Source organism: Kitasatospora mediocidica KCTC 9733 (assembly GCF_000744225.1).
In the GTDB taxonomy this organism is placed as follows: domain Bacteria; phylum Actinomycetota; class Actinomycetes; order Streptomycetales; family Streptomycetaceae; genus Kitasatospora; species Kitasatospora mediocidica.
The window spans coordinates 2178344-2198098 of the sequence record NZ_JQLN01000005.1; the positions used below are offsets into that span (position 1 = coordinate 2178344).

The window sequence follows — 19755 nt, forward strand, 5'->3', positions numbered from 1 at the left end:
GTGACCTTCGTCCATCTGCACAACCACACGCAATACAGCATGCTTGATGGAGCGGCCCGACTAGGGCCGCTTTTTCAATCCGCGGCTGAGATGGGCATGCCTGCCCTTGCTATGACGGATCACGGCAACTTGCACGGCGCCTACGCCTTCCATCAGGCGGGCCTCAAGGCCGGAGTCAAGCCGATCATTGGCCTTGAAGCCTATGTGGCTCCTGGCAGGCGCCAGGAGCGATCTCCAGTCCGCTGGAATGATGGTGGAGAGGATGACGTTTCGGGACGTGGTGCTTACACTCACATGACACTGCTGGCAGAGAGCAACGCCGGCATGCATAATCTCTTCGGGCTCTCGACCCGATCATTCAGTGAAGGCATTTACTACAAACCACGGATCGACAGAGAGCTTCTGGCCGAGTATTCGGCCGGCATCATCGGTACGACCGGATGTCCTGGTGGCGAAGTGCAGACTTGGCTTCGAATCGGCAACTACGATGCCGCCCGACAGGCGGCCAGCGACTACCGAGATATCCTCGGGACTGAGAACTACTTCCTTGAGATGATGGACCACGGCATCGAGATCGAGTCCCGAGTCAGAGACGATCTACTTCGCCTGTCTCGTGATCTGTCGCTCCCGCTCCTCGCGACGAATGACAGTCATTTCGTCAAGCCCGATGACTCTCGGGCTCACGATCTCCTGCTCTGCATTGGTACTCAGGCCACGGTCGATCAGGAGAACCGATTCCGCTTCAACGGAGAGGGCTACTGGCTTCGTAGTCCAGAGGAGATGCGTCGACTCTGGACTGATCTGCCAGAGGCCTGTGACAACACGCTGAGGATCGCGGAGCGCTGCAATACGTCCTTTGAGTCTCAGGATCTGCTGCCGCGGTTCCCTGTGGCGGATGGGTGGACCGAGGAGCTGTGGCTCCGCACTGAGGTCTATAGGGGGCTCCAGAGGCGCTATGCGCGAGGCATCCCGCGGCAGCACATGGCCCGTGTCGAGTACGAGATGAGCGTCATCACGGAGATGGGATTCGTCTCGTACTTCCTTGTCGTCGCGGATCTCATCGGATGGGCGAAGTCTCAAGGGATCCGGGTAGGACCGGGCCGCGGAAGCGCGGCCGGCTCTCTATGCTGCTATGCCCTTGGGATCACAGATATCGATCCAATCGAGCATGACTTGATGTTTGAGCGGTTCCTGAATCCTGAGCGTGTCTCGATGCCCGACATCGATATCGACTTTGACGACCGACGAAGAGGGGAGGTGATCGAATATGTTTCTCGTAAGTGGGGAGCTTCGCACGTTGCTCAGATCGCAACCTTTGGTTACATCAAGGCGAAGGCCGCAATCAAGGACAGTGCTCGCGTTCTCGGATACGGGTATGAGATTGGTGACGCTGTCACTAAGGCGTTTCCGGCTCCGATCATGGGCAAGGATGCATCTCTGGACTGCATCTTCGATAGCGGCCACGACCGATACCGGGATGCCGGTAAGGTCCGATCCCTGTATCAGTCTCAGGTGGACGTTCGTTCCGTGTTGGACGCTGCCCGGGGAGTAGAAGGACTGATCCGTCAGGCTGGCGTTCATGCGGCCGGCGTCATCATTTCGGCCGAGCCCCTGATCGATCACATCCCATTGTGGAGCCGCGCAGACGGCTCTGTTATCACTCAGTTCGACTATCCGACCTGTGAAGCCTTGGGGCTTCTCAAGATGGATTTCCTTGGCCTGGCAAACCTGTCCATCATCGATGACTGCCTTAGGGAGGTGAAGCGAAATCACGGACGAGACATCGACTTGCTGCGACTTCCATTGGATGATCAGCGAACTTTTGGACTCCTTGCCCGAGGGGATACGCTTGGAGTATTCCAGCTTGAAAGCCATCCCATGCGCAAGCTTTTGCAGCGAATGCAGCCCGACGCCTTCGGCGACATATCGGCCGTACTTGCGCTGTATCGTCCGGGGCCTATGGGGGTTAAGGCGCACTACTCCTATGCCGACCGCAAGACCGGCAGGGAGAGGGTTGAGCCGATCCATCCTGAGCTGTCTCAAGCGCTAGCGCCTATCCTTGACGAGACCTATGGAGTTATCGTCTATCAGGAGCAAGTGACTAAGGCGGCTCAGGCCGTGGCCGGCTACTCAGTCGGCAAGGCTGACCTTTTGCGGAAGGCAATGGGAAAGAAGAACAAAGCTGTCCTCGATGCCGAGTTCGAGCCGTTCTCGGCCGGCATGCGGTTGAACGGATACTCCGAAGAGGCGATCTCTACCCTATGGGACGTCCTTGTGCCATTCGCTGACTACGCCTTCAACAAGGCTCACGCGTCGTCCTACGCCCTGATCTCCTACTGGACTGCCTATCTCAAGGCTCACTATCCAGCTGAGTACATGGCTGCCGTTCTGACCGCGGAAGCGGGCAAATCGCCAGACCAGGACTCGACTCAGGCATACCTTGCCGACTGTCGTCGGATGGGGATCGAGGTGCGTCCTCCGGACGTCAACGTCTCCGGATCTGACTACACGCCGGCATACGGCGTGATCCTGCACGGCCTAGGAGCTGTGAAGGGCGTTGGGGTCGCTGGCGACGCCATCGCCCTGGAGAGGGCCGCTCACGGCCCCTATCAGTCCCTTCCCGATCTCCTGGCGCGCGTAGGCGTGCGTGTCATGAACAAGCGCGTCATTGAAGCCCTGTGCGCTGCGGGCGCACTTGACGCATTTGGGACAAGACAGGCGGTACTGAGGCGGTACTCGGAGACGGCCGATTCGGTCTCTGACCTGGCCAAACGCGAGTCATACGGGCAGTACACCCTTTGGGGTTCTGGGCTCGTTTTGCTGACCTGAAGCTTAACGCTTGACATGGTGTGCAGACCGGCGCACTCTGAGATCAGTCACCGGAACTGAAGACTTCGGTTCCGGATAGAAGGGCCTTCGGCCGTCCATGACTCGACCCCATGGGCGGCCACCCTTGGGGCTCGAAGCTTAACGCTTGACAGGAGAAATCAGATGTCCGAGAAGTCCAAGAAGATCGTCCGCAAGTTCAGCCGGGACGGCATGAAGGCGGACGTCCGATGGTCCGAGAAGGACCGCACTCTTCAGCGCCGCCAGGCGCGCAACATCAAGGCCATCATCCGCACCGTCTGATCAGGAGTAGGACCGTGGAAATCTCTCTCGCAGACGTCATCAAGGTCATTCGCAAGTTCAAGAACGAGATCGAGTTCAGCCGGGCCGTGTTTATGCTGGAGATGACGTTCTTCATGGACGGTCCGAAGAAGGCGATGCACCACGCGCGGCAGATCGCCGCGGCGTATCAGAACATCCGCGTGGCTCGCGAGATGAAGGCGAGTTACTGATGATCGGCATGATAGCGCTCTCTGAGGTACTGGACTTCCGCTCTGGTGACGCCGGTTGCTATGGCCGATGTCAGCAGTGTGGTCGGCTCAGTCGACTTCATGACCTGCCCAGCGTGGACGGCCGCGTGACGGCCTTCGATCCTCAAATGACGTACTGCTGCGATGCGTCGTACGAGGTAATTTCTACGGTGCGTGAAGTCCTTGAGATCAAGCGTAACGATCCGGATTATGCGGATCTTGTCGACTCGATCCGGCACCACGGAATCGGCTTCCCCGTACTGATCTACGGTCGTGCGGTTCGGCACGGTCATCACAGGATCGCCGCTGCGGTTGATCTCGATCTGACAGAGATCCCGTGGACCAATGACAGCTCAATCGGCTGGGAGGAGGATTGGCCTGATGACTCAGTTCTCGATTGCAGCGCCTGAACTGGCGCGGCTGACTCACAATGCTCTGGCATTCATGCCGGCTCGAAGTGCGGTCGGTGCCTGCCGACTCACCATTGGCAGGGATCGCGGAACGCCCGTCCTGGAGATCACAGCGACCGATCTCTATGCAGCGGGGAAAGACTTTGCGGAGCTTGATGATTTCCCGCGAGGAACCTTCGAGACGATCGACCTCTCTCGGGAAAACCTCGTCACGTTCGACAAGATCGCACGGGCGAAGAAGAAGGACGAAGTCCGGATCGAGATCCGTCATCAGGATGGCATGTCAGTCCTCGACGACAACGGCGCATGGATGCCGTTCCTAGATGCCTCAGACCGGCGTCAGCCGGTCGACCTCTGGGAGCGAGTAGACGAGACGCTGACGCGCCTTGAGCGCGTGTCTCCGGTCATTCCTGAGTTTCTGATGATCGACCCTTCGATCATGGCGAAGTTCGCCAAGGTGAAGTGCTCCGGCGAGACGATCTGCGATCTCTATATCGCGGGTCCGGATGAACCGATTCTCGTCAAGATCGGATCGACGTTCCGCGGAGCGATCATGCCTGTGAGCCGGGATGAAGCTGTCGCTTCAGATTTGATCGGCCCCGAAGGGGGCTGGGATTTTTCTTAACCTCAAGCTTAACGCATGACAGGGAGGGTCAATGCTTGTCTTTCGGGTGGCACACACCTCACACGTGATCGAGGGATTTCCGGCCGGACCGTACTGTAGCGGCGATTGGGATGAAGAATTCTGGCAGGATCAGATGGGCAGTGTCCATTGTGACGATGACCATCCGACTCCGAGAAGCGATGGGCTTCCCTATCCGAACTCCTTCGAGTTTTGTGCATTCGACTCAATCGAGGCGCTTGGAACGTGGTTTGGCGGCTGGCTCGAAAAGCTCGAAGAGCGTGACTATCGGATTCACGTCTATGAGATCCCGAAGAGCTCTGTCCAGATGGGGCGGGTTCAGGTTCTCGCGGATCTCCGTCAAGCGAAGCTTGTTCGGATCGAATCGTGCATATCCTCAGAACTGGAGATTGCAGTATGACTGACATCGACATTCCAGCCGCGCTGGACAAGGCGGCTGACTTCATCGAGATTCCCGGTAACTTCGGCAAGGGACGATTCAAGCAAGGTGGGTGTTACTGCACCCTTGGCGCCTTTGCTCTCGCCCTTGGGGTCGAATGCCTGATCGACGACGACGCGGTCACAGCCCTCGACAGTGAGACCTATTGGGCCCATAGCGGTGCCTTCTCTCGTGGCTGGGAGGAGCTGAGCAAGACGGCCATGAGTGTTGCGAACGTCAATGCCGTCCAGACCATGAACGACCGACCGGAGACAACGGCTGAGCAGATGGCCGGCGTGCTTCGTGAGACTGCGGAGCGACTCCGGCGGGAGTCGGCATGACAGACCGCCCGATCGAGTGGACGCCACGACGCTTCACTGAGTCTGAGTGGCGTGAGCTGCTACGCCTGCTCTTTGGCCAGTTTCGGTCCTGACGGAGTACCACAACGCCCGCGCCGCGCGGTAGGCTTGAGCCTCCAACAGAAGTGCCTGCCAGGGGTGCAACCCTGGCAGGCGCGCGGCTGACTACGAAGGAGTCTTCCGCATGGGTCATCTTGCCACGCCTGACGCGCCCTTGGCCACCTTCACGGGTGGCGTTGTCGGTACTCAGCCTCGATTCCGCGTTCTGGGATATGCCCGGGTTAGCACCGCTGAGCAGCGAAACGGATATGGGATTCCCATTCAGGATCGGAAGATCCGAGCCTATAGCGATGCAAAGGGCGACTGGGATCTTATCGATATCCTGTCCGATGAAGGGGTTAGCGGAACCCTGGAGATTGAGGATCGTCCCGACGGTCGCAAGGCCATGGAGATGGCCCGACGGCGGGAATTTGATATTCTCGCCGTGCACAAGGGAGACCGCATCGGCCGAAAGGGGCGTGCCTTTTGGCGGTGGGTTTGGGCTCTCGAAGATATGGGTATTTTCGTTGCCCTGGTGAACAAGAAGATTGATAACTCAACTCCAGAAGGCCGGGCCCAGATGCGCCGGGAGGCAGATTATGCCGAGACGGAGTGGGAGACGATTCGATCTCGCACCCAGGATGGTCAGCAGGAAAAGGCTGAAGACGGCGGTTGGACCGGTGGCCAGCCACCCTTTGGTTGGCTTATCCTTGACAAGGGAAGGAAGGGCCTTAGTCGCCTGGGCCCTGACGCCGATGAAGGAGAGATTGCCAACTTCGTGATTCCTCTCTTGCGCGCAGGCAAGCCTTGGCGACAGTGCGCCATGGCTGCAAATAGCGAGGGCTATTTTGCTCGTTCCGGTGTTCCTTGGAATGGTGAGAATCTTCGGGGCAGGATGCTTTCTGAGCCTATGCTTAAGGGGTATGTCACCTTCCGTGATCCGTCGAATAAGGTGACGGTTCTTGATCGGGATGGCAAGCCACTGCACGGACCATCCGTCAGAATTCCTGCGCCGCAGTTCCTCTCGGATTCCGATGTTGCGTTCCTGAACAAGATTGCGGGTCGGGTGCAACGCTCTCAGGCTAAAGCGTCCACCTACACGCTTACTGGACGCCTGATTGGCCAGTGTGGCAAACATTATTCCGGCAGGCTCGATGCTGCCGGCAGCAGGCGTGGCTATCGGTGCACTGGTCGGAATGAAGCCTATCCGGGTGCACCTAAATGTAATGACAGCGAAATTGATGCAGAGCTGGCCGAATCGTATATCTGGGATCGCATCTGCAATACGTTCTCAAATGAAGCCAGATTGGAGGAGATCGCCGGGGATTGGCTTGGCCTCGTCGGATCGAACGATGACGCACATGCCGAGAGGATTGCAGATCTGGATCGACAGATCGGCTCCATGAACGCGTCAATCACTGCCGTGATCCTGGCCGCAGCACGCTCTCAGCAGTCTCCCGAGGCCATTGTTGGTGCTACGGCTGCTCTAAATGCTGAGCTATCGCAGCTCCAGCAGATGCGTTCGGAGGCTGCGGTATGGCTCGAAGAACGTGATCTCGCAGTCCAGCGAGCCGCGAGTCTTCAGGAGCTGGCCCAAAATTCGAGGCTACAGCTTCCGCAGATGTCCAAGGAGGGGCAGTCTACGCTTCTCGGGTTGCTAGATATCAAAATTGCGGTTGAGGGTGTCGTTCCCCAGCTTCGTTCCGGCCGGCCGTGTCCCGCAAGGGCTTGGTATCGGGATCGCGAAATTGGCGTTCCCAAGATTTCTGATGATCAATGGGCCCTGGTTGAACCGCTGATGCCGCGGCCGGGACCACGGGGGGATGTTCGATTGCTGGTTGTTCGGACCATTTTGGACAAGGCCACATCGGGCGACTCGTGGAAGGCGGCTTCAGCGCGCAACGGAGTTTCGTGGAGCACAGTGGCGGACATATGGCCTCGTTGGCTGGCAGACGGAACCTGGGAGCGCCTAGACACCGCCTTGGCTGAGACTGAACGCCAACCTGCATGGTCACTCACGATGCCACCTGTCTCGATTACAGGCTATGCAGACCTACGATTGGGGGTGGTTGGCGAATCATCGTGTTGACCGTGAGAGCCCCGGAGAAGCTGCGGATCCGGAACAGCTCCAGGTCGATCAGCGGGTGGGCGGCCGTCCGCTGGCGCCGGACGAAGAGCAGTCCGCACCCGAGGCCGGCGGCCAGCACCACGGCGGAGGCCGGGCTCCAGCCGTCGACCGCCAGCGTCTTGACGCCGTAGACCACGGGCAGCACGGTGGCGATCGAGAGGCCGGCGCCGAGCAGGTCGAATCCGCCGGGCTGCGGCGCGCGGTGCTCGGGCAGCAGCAGCGGGCCGACGAGCAGCAGCAGGGCCATCACCGGGACCGAGGCCAGGAACGCCGAACCCCACCAGAAGTGCGTCAGCAGCAGGCCGCCGACCACCGGGCCGAGGGTCGCGCCGCCGGTCATCGCGCCGGTCCAGGCGCCGACGGCGACCTGACGCTGTTTCGGGTCCGGGAACATGTTCCGGATCAGCGCGAGCGTCGAGGGCATCAGGGTGGACCCGGCGATCCCGAGCAGGGCCCGGCCCGCGATCAGCTGCGCGGCGCCGTCGGCGTAGGCGGTCAGCAGCGACGCCCCGGCGAAACCGGCCGCGCCGAGAAGCAGCAGCCGGCGGCGGCCGATCCGGTCGCCCAGCGCGCCCATCGGGATGAGCAGCCCGGCCAGCAGGAACGAGTAGATGTCCATGATCCACAGCTGCTGGGTGCCGCTCGGCCGCAGATCGGTGCTGATGAACGGCACGGCGAAGAAGAGCACCCCCATGTCCATGGCGAGGACCAGGGTCGGAAGCAGGAGGACGGCGAGTCCCGTCCAGGCGCGGCGGCCGGCGAGGCCGGTGGTTGCGGTCATGGGAGAAACGGTACGGACGTTTGAGACACTTGTCTAGGACGAGTGTGCAAGACATTCGTGCGGATCTGCCCTAGCATCGGCTCATGGGAAACCGAGAAGCCCTGCTCGCCGGGGCCAAGCGCTGTCTGTACGAGAAGGGCTACGGGCGGACCACCGCGCGGGACATCGCGACCGCCTCGGGCGTCAGCCTCGCCGCGATCGGCTATCACTTCGGCTCCAAGGACGCGCTGATGAACACGGCGCTGCTGGACGCGATCGGCGAGTGGGGTGAGGCGCTCGGTGCGGCGCTGTCGGACGCCGCGTACGTCCACGCCACCCCGGAGGAGCGCTTCGTCGCGGGCTGGGACCGGGTGCTGGAGAGCTTCGTCGAGCACCGCGGGCTCTGGGTCGCGCAGTTCGAGATGATGGCCTACCTGGAGCACGCGCCGGAGCTCAAGGAGGCCTTGGCCGGCGCCCAGAAGGACGCCCGGCTCGGCCTCTCCGCGCTCTTCCAGGGCAAACCCGAGGTGCCCGACAGTGCGACCGAGCTGAGCCGGGGCACCTTCTACCAGGCGCTGGTGGCCGGGGTGGCGGCCCAGTGGCTGGTCGCGCCGGACCAGGTGCCGAGCGGGCGCGAGCTGTTTCGCGGGCTGCAGATCGTCTCGGCGAGTGTGCTGGACGGCGCCTGAGCCCTCCGGTTCGGAGTAGCCCGGGATGCGGGCGCCGGGCGGCACGCCGATGGTGGGGACATGATGATGACTCAGAAGTCCTTCGGCGGATTCCAGCCCAACCGGAAGCTGATCGGTGCCGGCCTGCTGCTCGGCGGCATCGGCGCGGTGGCGGGCCTCATGGGCACGGTCATGGTCGGCGTCGCGCTGGCCACTGCTGGACGCGGCTGGGTCCGGCAGCTGGAGACGCCGCCCAGCGAGCGGGCCGCCCGCGCGATGCAGCAGGCCAGGGCGGCGTCGCAGGCCGGCCTCGAGGCCTGGCGCAGCGGCGCGTCGATCAACTAGTGCCGCACGGGCGCCCGTCCCGCTCCGCGTGGGCGCGGCGGGCGCTCAGGCCAGCTCGGCCGCGATCTCCGTCCGCAGGTCGCGCTTGAGGAGCTTCCCGGTCGCGTTGCGCGGCAGGGGACCGGTGCGGAACACCACGTGCGCCGGCACCTTGAACGCCGCCAGGTGGCCCGCCACGTGCGCGCGCAGCGCCTGCGCGTCGGCGCTCGCTCCCGGGCGCAGCAGCACCACGGCGGCGACCTCCTCGCCGAGCGCCGGGTGCGGCACGCCCAGCACCGCCGCGTCGGCCACGTCCGGGTGGTCGTGCAGGACGCCTTCGACCTCCACGCAGTACACGTTCTCGCCCCCGCGGATCACCAGGTCCTTGATCCGGTCGACGATGTAGATCTCGCCGTCCCGCACGCAGGCCAGGTCGCCGGTGCGGAACCAGCCGTCGGCGAAGGCCTCGGCGGTCGCCTGCGGGTTGTTCCAGTAGCCGCGGAAGACCGCCTGCCCGCGCAACCGCAGCTCGCCGACCTCGCCCTCGGGCAGCGCCGCGCCGGACGGGTCCGCGATCCGCACGGCCAGAGCGGGGGAGGGGCGGCCGATACTGCCGGGGTACTCCAGGTAGCGGGTCCCCACGTTGGCGATCACGCCGCCGCAGGTCTCGGTCAGTCCGTACCCGTTGCGGGCCTCCACCCGGCCGGCGAACCGGCGCGCTATCCGCCGCGACAGCTCCGGCGGCGCCGCCGCACCGCCGGTGCTGATCATCGTGAGGCTGGGCAGCGCGGCCTGCGCGCCGTCGGCGGCGTCCAGCAGCCCGAGCGCGGTGGTGGGCACGCCGACGTAGGTGGTGACCTCGTGACGGGCGATCAGCTCCAGTGCGACGGCGGGATCCCACTTGCGCAGCAGGACGGCCGCGCTGCCGCTCGCCATCAGCGAGAAGAGCGTGGTGAAGGCCGCGACGTGGAAGAACGGGAAGGTCAGCAGCGTGGTCTGCGGGGTGGCCTGGGTGAGTTGCCGACCGGCCGTCAGGACGGCGGTGGCGGCGAAGAACCGCGGGCTCATGGTGGCGGCGCACCAGGCGGCCTGGGTGGCGGCGACGCCCTTGGGGCGGCCGGTGGTGCCCGAGGTGTACATGATGGTCGCGTCGTCCTCGGGGGAGATCACCACCTCGGGGGCCGGCATCCCGTCGGCGGGCGCAGGCAGCCGCTCGAAGCGTTCGGTGCCCGGTACGGGGGCGGCGGTGACGCCCACGGTGAGCAGCCACGGCCGGTCCGCGCCGCGGGCCGCGAGCCAGGGACCGATCCGCTCGACCCGTTCGAGGTCGGCGACGATCAGCCGCGGCGCGCAGTCGTCCAGCGCGTACCCGAGCTCCTCGCCCGACCACCAGGCGTTCAGCGGGACGGCGATCAGCCCGGCCAACTGGGCGGCCCAGAAGGCGACCTGCCACTCGGGCAGGTTGCGCATCGCGATCGCCACCCGGTCGCCCGGGCGCAGCCCGTACCGGTCCAGGCAGCGGTGGGCCAGCGCGGCCGCCGCGGCGTAGTGCTCGGCGTAGCTGTAGACGTTCTCGCCCAGCACCAGGAACGGCCGGTCGCCGTGGGCGCGGGTGGCCTCCAGCACGTCGCGCAGCACGGCCGGGCCGTTGGCGTAGCGCCGGCCCTGGGGCGTCTCGGTGACCGCGAACGGCGTGCCCGGCGCGCTGAGCGCGGCCTGGACCCGGGCGACGACGGCGAGCGAGCGGCTGGACGGTGCGGGAATGGCCATGAACGTCCTCGGGTGCGGCGGATCCGAGCGGGGTTGGCGGCGGGCTGCCTGGGGGAGCAGCCCACCGCCGACGGGCGGCCGGTGGAACCGTGGGGGTGGCCGCCCGGATGCTCGGCCACTGTTCCGGCCGAGGCTCGAAAGGGGCTACAGGCCCATGGACTTGGCGATGATGGTCTTCATGACCTCGCTGGTGCCGCCGTAGATCCGGAAGACCCGGTTGTCGGTGTAGAGGCGGGCGATCGGGTACTCCAGGATGTACCCGTAACCACCGTGCAGCTGAAGGCACTTGTCGACCACCACCGAGGTCGACTCGGTGCAGAAGAGCTTGAGCTCGGCGGCGTCGGCGACCGTCAGGTCGCCGGTCTGGTAGAGCTCCAACGCCTGGTCCACCATGGCCTGTTGGGCCGTCACCTGGGACTGGCAGTCGGCCAGTGTGAACTTGGTGTTCTGGAACTCGGCGACCGTCTGGCCGAAGACCTTGCGGTCCTTGACGTAGCCCAGCGCGAAGCGCACCGCCGCCGCCGCGGCCGCGTAGGCGCCGACGGCGATCGCCAGCCGCTCCTGCACCAGGTTGTGGGTCAGGTAGCTGAACCCCTTGCCCTCCTCGCCGAGCAGGTCCGCCACCGGCACCTTGACGTCGCTGAAGGCCAGTTCGGCGGTGTCGGAGGTGCGCAGGCCGATCTTCTGCAGCTTGCGGCCCACCGAGTAGCCGGGGGACTTGGTGTCCACGCAGAGGATCGACAGCCCGGCCCGGCGGTCGGCCGGGTCGTACGGCGAGGTGCGGGCCACGACCAGCACCAGGTCCGCGAGCACGCCGCCGGTGATGAAGGTCTTCGCGCCGTTCAGCACGTAGTGGGTGCCGTCGGCGGAGAGCTTGGCGGTGGTGCTGATGCCCGCGAGGTCGGAGCCGGCGCCCGGCTCGGTCATCGCGATCGCCGTCATGATGTCGCCCGAGACGAAGCCCGGCAGCCAGCGCTGCTTCTGCTCCTCGGAGGCGTACTCCAGGATGTACGGCAGCACCAGTCCGGTGTGCACGCCCGACGAGCCGAAGGTGACACCCGCCCGGGCGGCCTCCTCGACCACCACGGCCTGGTACTTGAAGCCGCTCTCGCCCGCGCCGCCGTACTCCTCGGGGACCTCGATGCCGTACACGCCCAGCGCGCCGAGCTTGTTGTAGAACGAGCGCGGCGGGTGCCCGTCGGCCTCCCAGCTCTCGTAGACCGGGACGACCTCCTTGGCGATGAACTCCCGGATGGTGGCCCGGAACGCCTCGTGGTCCTCGTTGTACACGCTACGGCGCACGATGGCGCTCCCTTCTCGCGGACGGCGCGGTCGGTGGCCCCGACGGCGCCCGGTGGGTCGGCGGAGCCGAGGCGTCCAGGGTGATCGCTGGCCAAGTTAATCCTCGGTAGCCGCGCTGTCCAGAGTGTGCGGCGGGTGAGTTCTCCCCAGGTCCGGGGCCCGGAACGGTGGACCTCCGGGCCGCTTATGTGAATCATTGCTAGCAGAACCGGCAGGTCTGGTGAGGAACCGGGGAGGTACACGGATGACGGGGCAGGCGGCGGCAGGCGGAGCCGCCCGGCGCCCCCGGGGACGCCGGGGGCAGATCCTCGCGGTGGCCGCGGAGCAGTTCCACCGCAGCGGGTACCACCAGGTCGCGATGGCCGAGGTGGCGGCGGCCGTCGGGATCACCGCGCCCGCGCTCTACCGGCACTACCGGGGCAAGCCCGAACTGTTGCGCCAGGCCGTCCGCTCCGGCCTCGACGAGCTGTCGGCCGCGGTCGCGGGAGCGGGTCAACCGCACGAGCTGGCCGGTGCGTTGGCGGGTGTCGCGGTCGATCAACGGGCACTCGGGACGCTCTGGCAGCGGGACGCCCGGCTGCTGCCGTCCGCCCAGCGGGCCGAGCTGCGCCGCACGCTGCGCGCCGACGTCCGGACGGCGGTCGGGCTGCTGCGCGCCGCGCGGCCGGAACTGGCTGACGAGCAGGCCGAGTTGCTGGTCTGGTCGGCGCTCTCGGTATGCTCCAGCCTGTCGTACCACACCTTCGCGCCGCCCCGGCGTCGCTTCGAACGGCTGGTGCGCGACCTGGTGCTCGCGCTCTTCTCGGACGCCTGCGACGGCCATCCGACCACCGGCGCCGCGCGTCCGGTGGAACGCGCCGAGGCCGGATCGGCGGGCCGGCGCGAGGAGTTGCTGACCGCGGCCGTCCGGCTGTTCCACGAGCGCGGCTTCGACAACGTCACCGTCGACAGCCTGGGCGCCGCCGTCGGGATCGCCGGACCGAGCGTCTACCGCCACTTCCCCACCAAGGCCGAGCTGTTGGCCGCCGCCCTGGTCCGCTGCCGGGAACGCCTCTGGCACGAGGTCTCCGCCGCACTCGGCGCCGCTCCCGGCCCGGCCGAGGCGCTGGAGTGCGGCCTCGACGCCTACATCGACTTCGCCCGCCGCCACCACCACTACCTGGGCGCCATGGTGAGCGAGACCGACCGGCTGGCCGCCCCCGAACGCAAGGCCGCCCTGGACTTCCGCCGCGACTTCCTGCGCGTCTGGGTCGGCCTGCTCCAACAGGTCCGCCCCGCCTACGACAGCCCCGAGGCCCGGATCCGGGTGCACGCGATGTTCGCGGTGGTCAACGACGCCGTCCGCAACCCGGCGTACGCTAGCCGGCCCGACCTCGGCCCGTGCCTGACGCACCTGGCGCGCAGGGTGCTGGGACTGGGGCTGGAGGGCTGGAGGGCTGAGTGAATCAAACGAGTGGCGGTGCCATACCCTGCACCGTCACACTGCGCTGCTGTCAGCACGCCGATCCGGGGGAACACCGTCTTGCGCCTTCGCCATGTCGCCGGCCTCGCCGCCGCGACCACCATCACCCTGCTCGGCCTGCCGGCGCTCCCGGCCGCCGCCGACGCTGTGACCACGCTGTACGTCGACAACTCGTCCCTCACCGCGTGCAGCGATGCGGGCACCGGCACGCAGGCGCAGCCCTACTGCACGATCTCGGCGGCCGCGAAGGTCGTCCAGCCCGGCCAGACCGTTCAGGTGACCGAGAGCAGGTTCGGCTACCCCGAGGAGGTCGACCTCACCCGCTCGGGGACGCCTGAGCAGCCGATCACCTTCACCGGCAGCGGAACTCCGGGCGGCTATGCGGGGGCCCTGATCTCGGGTGGCACTACGACCGGCGGAGCACCGCTCGGGCACGCGCTGCGCATCAACGGCGTGCACGACGTCACGTTCAGCGGATTCGACTTCGGGTCGGCGGTGCCGGTCACGGTGGTCGACTCCAGTCGGATCACCATCGACAACAACTGGGTCGCCGCCCAGCTGCCGTCGCCCACCCCGTCCCCCCTGCCCACCTCCGTGGCGGTCTCGGGGCACAGCGACCACGTGTCGATCACGCGGAACCGGATGGAGACTGTCTACGGCGTGGCCGTCTCGGCGGGGGCGCAGTCCACGGTGATCAGCACCAACGAGATCGACTCGGCTATCGGTGTCCCGGTCACCGCGGACGATGCTCCCGGGACGGCCGTCACCAACAACACGATGCGTTACCAGTGCAACGGAGGCGTGTCCCTGACCGGCGCGTCGACGGGATCGTCGGTGGAGAACAACGTCATCGTCGGCAGCCTGGACAACTACTGCCCGGCCGGCGCTTCGGGGAACCTGATCTCGCTCTCCGCCGACTCCGTCGCGCAGAGCAGGGTGGACTACAACATCGTCCACCCCGCCGCCGGTCAGACCTCGTACAGCTGGGCCGGTACGGGCTACAGCTCGGTGGCGGCGCTGCAGAGCGCCACCGGTCAGGGGGCTCACGACCTCGACGAGGCCGTGCAGTTCGACAGCCGCGTCGGCACGCGCGTCGCCCTCCTCAAGGACGGTTCCGCGGCGATCGACTCCGCCGACCCGCAGGCGCCCGGCATCCTCGACACTGACCTGCTCGGCAACAAGGCCGCCGACGACCCGACCGTGGCCAACGGCCCGGGCGGGAGCTTCCGCGACCGCGGGGCCGTCGAGTTCCTGGGTCTGACCTCGGCGTCGCTGGAGTTGCAGGGCCCGTACCTTCCCACCCAGGGCCCCGCTCCGCTGGTGGTGTCGATGCAGGCGTCGGCGGTCAACCGCTGGAACACCAGCCTGACTTACGCCTTCGACTTCGGTGACGGCAGTGCACCGGTCATCAGCACCAACCCTCAGGTCACCCACACCTACCTGACCACCGGTGGCTACCGGCCCTCGGTCACCGTCACGGACGGGGTCGGCGGATCGCTGACGGCGAGCGTGGCGAGCACGCCCTCCCCGGTCCGGGTGACCGATCCGGGATCGCTGGCAGCGACCGTGGCCGTGACTCCCGGAGCGGCACCGCTCGGCTACCACTTCGCGGCGAACGCCACGAGTCCCTGGATCGTCAACAGCTACCAGTGGACCTTCGGTGACGGCACCACGGGCACCGGCGCCGGCGTCGACCACACCTACCAGAGGGCCGGCGGCTACACGGCCACCCTGACCGCCTCCGACGAGGGCGGCCACACGGTGACCGTCCAGCAGGACGTCCAGGTCGCGCTGCGGCCCGCGGGCTACGTCCCGGTCGCGCCCACCCGGTTGCTGGACACCCGCACCACCGCCACCGCCCGCCTCGGGGCGGGCAGCGCGACCCTGGTCGCGCTTCCGGTGCCCGCCTCCGCCACCGCGGTGGTGCTGAACGTCACCGCGACCGGCGCGACCGATTCGACGCACATCGACGTGGCGCCAACCGACAACTCCGGCACCTCGACGCTGAACCTCCTCCCGGGGCAGACGGTCGCCAACCTGGCCACCGTGGCCGTCAGCCCGGGCGACTACGTCTGGGTCCGCAACAACAGCGGCTCGGTGGACGTCGTCGTCGACCTCTTCGGCTACTACGCGCCCGCCACCGCCGACAAGTTCACCACCACGGCCCCCACCCGCCTGCTCGACACCCGTACGGGCTCCGGCGCGGCGCTCGGGCCGGGCGCCGTCACCACCGTGCAGGTGGCCGGGGTGAACGGGGTGCCGGTCGACGCGACGGCGGCCGTCCTCAACCTGACCGCCACCGCGCCCGACAGCGACGGCTTCCTCTCCGCCTACGCGGACGGCACGGCCCGTCCGGGCACGAGCAATGTCAACTTCAGCCGGGGCCAGACCGTGCCGAACCAGGCCATCGTGCCGATCGGCGCCGACGGCAAGGTGGCGGTCTACAACTTCGCCGGCCACACCCAGGTGATCGCCGACCTCTTCGGCTACTACAGCCCGGAGGGTAAGGGGCTCTTCACCCCCGTCGCCCCGATCCGGCTGGCGGATACCCGCACCGGTGCCGGGACCAAGCTCGGGCCGGGCGCCTGGCTCAAGGTCGGCGCGGCCGTCCCGGGCGGCGTCCCGGCGAACGCGACGGCGGTAGTGCTCAACGTGACCGCCACCGAGCCCGACACGGCGAGCTACCTGGCGGTCCGGGCCGATGGCACGGGCACCCCGGGGACCAGCAACCTCAACCTGGTGCCGGGGGTGACGGTCGCCAACCACGTCTTCACCGGGCTCGACGCCAACGGCGCCTACTCCGTCTACAACCTGGCCGGGCACACCCACGTGATCACCGACCTGTTCGGCTACTTCACCGACAACTAGGCCACTGGGCCACTGGGCCACCACCCCGCGAACCCCTGGGCCCCGTCCGGTCGGCACCTGACCGGACGGGGCCCAGGTCTGTCCGCTGCCCGGCCTACTCCACCGGATCGACCAGCCGGTGTCCGTCGGTCAGCAGGCCGGCCCGCTTGACCGTGCGGATCACCGGCGTGAGCTCGACGTGCTGGATCGCGGGCAGCGAACCGAGTTTGTTGGTGAGGAACTCGTAGAGTTCGTCGGTGTCGCGGCACAGCACGACGGCCACCAGGTTGGCCGAGCCGGTCACGGCGGCGGCGAACGGCACGCCCGGGTGGGCGGCCAGCGCGGCGCCCGCGGCGGCGAGGCCGGCGGGGGCGACCGTGGCCCACAGGGTGGCCTGGGTGGGGAAGCCGAGCAGCGCCGGATCGATCTCGACGTCGAAGAAGAGCGCACCGGCGTCGTGGAGGTGCTCCACCCGGCGGCGGGCGGTGGACTCCGAGAGTCCGGTGGCGCGGGCCAGTTCCGGGTAGCCGAGCCGGCCGTCGCGGGCCAGCGCCGCGAAGAGCGCGAGGTCGGTCCCGTCCAGCTGGACCTGGCCGTGGCCGGGCTGGACGGGACGTTCCAGGGCGGCCACCTGGAGCGGGGTCAGCTGGTTCAGGCCCAGCCAGCGCGAGGGGCCGCCGACGAAGGTCCGCAGCACGGTGTGCGCGGTCACCGCGGTGACCCGCCGGGTGCGCGGGAGCTTGTGCAGCAGCAGGGCGTCGCGGTCCTCCCGGGTGCGCGCCCGGGTGACGCAGTTGACCTCGGTGCCACCGGAGTTGAGGGTGACCCAGGCGATGTCCGGGCGGCGGGCCAGCGCGTCCGCGACGGCCACGGCGGCGTCCGGGGTGCACTGCACGCGAAGCCAGGACTCCAGCAGTCCGACCCGGTGGCCGACCGGCAGGCCGACCACCCGGATCAGCCCGGCGGTGCGCAGCCGGCGGTAGCGGCGGATCACCGTCTGGTCCGAGACGTCGAGGACGGCGGCGATCTTGCTGAAGGCGGCCCGGCCGTCGATCAGCAGGGACTGCACCAGCTGGTGGTCGAGGTCGTCGAGCTGCGGGCTCTGCATACTCTGCGTGGTTTCAGTCATCTCCTTCCCATCGTATGTCGGAATCCGGCATCAGTGGTGGTGTGGATGGAGAAGTCAACCGGTCCGGTGCGATCTTCGAGGGGACGACAAAGAGCCATGACGAACGAGAAGGAGAAGTCCGATGCGCAAATGGCTGCCGCTGACCGCGGTGTGCCTGGGGGCGTTCATGCTGCTGGTGGACGTCACCATCGTGACCGTCGCCCTGCCGGACATGGCCAGGAGCCTGCACACGTCCTTCGCCGACCTGCAGTGGGTGATGGACATCTACGCCCTCGCGCTGGCGGCCCTGCTGCTCGGTGCCGGGTCGCTGGCCGACCTGGCCGGGCGGCGCAAGGTCTACCTGGCCGGACTGGTGCTGTTCGCCGTCGCCTCGCTGGCCTGCGGGCTGGCGACCGGCCCGGCCGTGCTGATCGCCTGCCGCGGTCTGCAGGGCATCGGCGGCGCGGCCATGTACGCCACCACGATGGCCCTGCTGAGCAGCTCCTACCAGGGCAGGGACCGCGGGATCGCGTTCGGCGTCTGGGGCGCGGTGAACGGCGCGGCGGCGGCGGCCGGCCCGGTGCTGGGCGGCCTGCTCACCCAGCACCTCGACTGGCGCTGGATCTTCTACGTCAACCTGCCGGTCAGCGCGCTGGCCGTGTTCGTGACCGTGCGGTACGTCGCCGAGTCGCGCAACCCGCACGCCAAGGGCGTCGACCTGCCCGGCATGGCCACCTTCACGCTGGCGGCCGGCGCGGTCACCTACGCGCTGATCCGGGTCGGCGACAACGGCTGGACCTCCGCCACCACGCTGGGCCTGTTCGCACTCGGGGCGCTCGCCCTGCTGGCGTTCGTGCTGGTGGAGCGGCGCAGCAGCCGTCCGATGCTGGACCTGGCGCTCTTCCGCAGCTCGTCCTTCGTCGGCATCATGCTCGGCGGTCTGCTGCTCTCCGGCGCTGCCTTCTCCTACCTGGTCTACGCCTCGCTCTGGCTGCAGTCGGTGCGCGGGATGGGGCCGGTGACCGCCGGTCTGGCCTTCCTGCCGATGAGCATCGCGGCCTTCGTGGTCTCGGCGGCGGCCGGCCGGCTGCTGCACGGGGCCTCGCCCCGGCTGACCATCGGGATCGGCATGCTGCTGATCGGCGCGGGCGCGCTGTTGCAGTCCACCGTCGGTGCGGGGTCGAGTTGGACGGCCCTGCTGCCCGGCCTGGCGCTGACCGGTGTCGGGGTGGGTCTGGCGACGCCGTCGTTGGCCGCCGCCGCGATGGCCGCGGTACCGGTCGAGCGCGGCGGGATGGCGGCCGGTGCCGTCAACACGGCGCGCCAGCTGGGCAACGCGCTGGGCATCGCGGTGCTGGGCGCGGTCTTCCAGGACAAGGTGCTGGCCGAGCTGCGCGCCTCGGCCGGCGCGCTGACGGACCCGAAGACCACCGCGGACGCGCTCACCGGCGGCCGGGCGGCAGCCGTGATCGCCCGCACGGCTCCCGAGCACCGGGCCGCGGTGTCGCAGCTGGTGCACGAGGTGTTCGCCGCCGGGCTGCGGCAGACCTTCCTGGTGGCCGGTGCGATGGGTCTGGTGGGCGGGGTGATCGTGCTGCTGCTGGTCCGTCGGTCCGCCACCCCCGCGGGCGCGCCGAAGGGCGGACCTGGTCAGGCCCGCCCCTCGGTGAAGCCGGCGTCGGCTCAGGAGGCGATCAGCGGGTAGTGCACCGTGTGGCGGAAGTTGAGGTTGCCCTGCAGGGCGCCCACGCCGCCGGAGTTGCCGGCGACGGCGGTGGTGTTGTTCTGGTTGCTGCCGCCGGAGCCGGTGGCGGTCTGCTGCGAGGCGTTGCCGTTGCCGGTCACGCTGCCGACCACATTGCCGGAGCCCCAGTTGCTGACGACGCTGCTGTTGGATCCGTTGTCGGATCCGGCGCCGTTGTCGGCCTGGGCGCTGCCGATGCCGATGACGAGGAAGGCACCGAGGGCGGTGAGGGCGGTGAGTGCACGGGTACGGGACACGATGGTCTCCCTAGTTCTGCCGAAAGGCTGCGAGTGTGGCGCTCCCGGGGTGGCCGCCCCGGCCGCGCCGTTGTCTGACGTCGCACCAGCAGCATCCCCCAGCGGATCGGCCGAACTCCATGGATTCCAGGGCGATTCGCTCAATGGTGTCAAATGGGTG

At 67.2% G+C, this 19755-nt stretch carries 17 protein-coding genes and 1 pseudogene; 13 read left to right on the top strand and 5 right to left on the bottom strand.

Annotation, left to right across the window (positions count from 1 at the left end; all coding sequences use genetic code 11):
* The 8 genes from dnaE to BS80_RS39670 all read left to right on the top strand — a co-directional run bounded on the left by dnaE (position 1) and on the right by BS80_RS39670 (position 7314).
* Entirely contained in the window at positions 1-2829 is a 2829-nt protein-coding gene (dnaE, locus tag BS80_RS23720; protein ID WP_198045598.1) for a DNA polymerase III subunit alpha, read from the top strand.
* Between the two features lie 162 nt (positions 2830-2991).
* Positions 2992-3129 carry a hypothetical protein gene (locus BS80_RS41070; protein ID WP_157536544.1) on the top strand — a complete coding sequence of 46 codons (138 nt, stop codon included), beginning with the start codon at positions 2992-2994 and terminating at the stop codon, positions 3127-3129.
* A gap of 14 nt (positions 3130-3143) precedes the next feature.
* Positions 3144-3338, top strand: coding sequence for a hypothetical protein (locus BS80_RS23725; RefSeq protein ID WP_035800399.1), 195 nt, complete (start codon positions 3144-3146; stop codon positions 3336-3338).
* On the top strand, positions 3338-3766 hold the full coding sequence (locus BS80_RS41075) for a hypothetical protein (protein ID WP_157536545.1): 429 nt from the start codon (positions 3338-3340) through the stop codon (positions 3764-3766). Before BS80_RS23725 ends, BS80_RS41075 begins: the two co-directional genes overlap by 1 nt.
* Positions 3738-4391: a hypothetical protein gene (locus BS80_RS23730; protein WP_035800400.1), complete on the top strand. Its 654-nt coding sequence runs from the start codon at positions 3738-3740 to the stop codon at positions 4389-4391. The genes BS80_RS41075 and BS80_RS23730 overlap by 29 nt, the downstream gene beginning before the upstream one ends.
* A gap of 64 nt (positions 4392-4455) precedes the next feature.
* Positions 4456-4809, top strand: a complete 354-nt coding sequence (locus BS80_RS41080) for a hypothetical protein (protein ID WP_157536546.1) — start codon at positions 4456-4458, stop codon at positions 4807-4809.
* Positions 4806-5168, top strand: a complete 363-nt coding sequence (locus BS80_RS23740) for a DUF6197 family protein (protein WP_035800403.1) — start codon at positions 4806-4808, stop codon at positions 5166-5168. Before BS80_RS41080 ends, BS80_RS23740 begins: the two co-directional genes overlap by 4 nt.
* 202 nt (positions 5169-5370) lie before the next feature.
* The gene (locus tag BS80_RS39670; protein WP_083975124.1) at positions 5371-7314 is read left to right on the top strand and encodes a recombinase family protein; all 1944 of its coding nucleotides are present in this window, start codon (positions 5371-5373) and stop codon (positions 7312-7314) included.
* Here the strand turns inward: BS80_RS39670 and BS80_RS23745 are convergent.
* Positions 7310-8134, bottom strand: a pseudogene (locus BS80_RS23745) (MFS transporter); the annotation flags it as partial. The gene BS80_RS39670 and the pseudogene BS80_RS23745 overlap by 5 nt on opposite strands.
* 83 nt (positions 8135-8217) lie before the next feature.
* Here BS80_RS23745 and BS80_RS23750 point away from each other — a divergent pair.
* Together BS80_RS23750 and BS80_RS23755 are read left to right on the top strand one after the other, a co-directional pair.
* Positions 8218-8802, top strand: a complete 585-nt coding sequence (locus BS80_RS23750; protein WP_035800405.1) for a TetR/AcrR family transcriptional regulator — start codon at positions 8218-8220, stop codon at positions 8800-8802.
* 60 nt (positions 8803-8862) lie between these two features.
* The gene (locus BS80_RS23755; RefSeq protein WP_035800407.1) at positions 8863-9126 is read left to right on the top strand and encodes a hypothetical protein; all 264 of its coding nucleotides are present in this window, start codon (positions 8863-8865) and stop codon (positions 9124-9126) included.
* A 45-nt stretch (positions 9127-9171) separates the two neighbouring features.
* On the opposite strand, the gene BS80_RS23760 is transcribed toward BS80_RS23755, so the two are convergent.
* Positions 9172-10875, bottom strand: coding sequence for a class I adenylate-forming enzyme family protein (locus tag BS80_RS23760; RefSeq protein ID WP_035800416.1), 1704 nt, complete (start codon positions 10873-10875; stop codon positions 9172-9174).
* Positions 10876-11019: 144 nt separating this feature from the next.
* Entirely contained in the window at positions 11020-12177 is a 1158-nt protein-coding gene (locus BS80_RS23765) for an acyl-CoA dehydrogenase family protein (RefSeq protein WP_035800419.1), read from the bottom strand.
* A gap of 244 nt (positions 12178-12421) precedes the next feature.
* Between BS80_RS23765 and BS80_RS23770 the strand changes: the two genes are divergently transcribed.
* Entirely contained in the window at positions 12422-13621 is a 1200-nt protein-coding gene (locus BS80_RS23770; RefSeq protein WP_035800420.1) for a TetR/AcrR family transcriptional regulator, read from the top strand.
* 78 nt (positions 13622-13699) lie between these two features.
* Entirely contained in the window at positions 13700-16507 is a 2808-nt protein-coding gene (locus tag BS80_RS23775; protein WP_035800422.1) for a right-handed parallel beta-helix repeat-containing protein, read from the top strand.
* A 94-nt stretch (positions 16508-16601) separates the two neighbouring features.
* On the opposite strand, the gene BS80_RS23780 is transcribed toward BS80_RS23775, so the two are convergent.
* Positions 16602-17615, bottom strand: a complete 1014-nt coding sequence (locus tag BS80_RS23780; RefSeq protein WP_232246587.1) for an Lrp/AsnC family transcriptional regulator — start codon at positions 17613-17615, stop codon at positions 16602-16604.
* A 121-nt stretch (positions 17616-17736) separates the two neighbouring features.
* Between BS80_RS23780 and BS80_RS23785 the strand changes: the two genes are divergently transcribed.
* Complete coding sequence (locus BS80_RS23785) at positions 17737-19299, top strand: MFS transporter (protein ID WP_051966975.1); 1563 nt, start codon at positions 17737-17739, stop codon at positions 19297-19299.
* Here BS80_RS23785 and BS80_RS23790 read toward each other — a convergent pair.
* Positions 19278-19595, bottom strand: a complete 318-nt coding sequence (locus tag BS80_RS23790) for a hypothetical protein (RefSeq protein ID WP_035800426.1) — start codon at positions 19593-19595, stop codon at positions 19278-19280. The genes BS80_RS23785 and BS80_RS23790 overlap by 22 nt on opposite strands.
* Between the last annotated feature and the right edge of the window lie 160 nt (positions 19596-19755).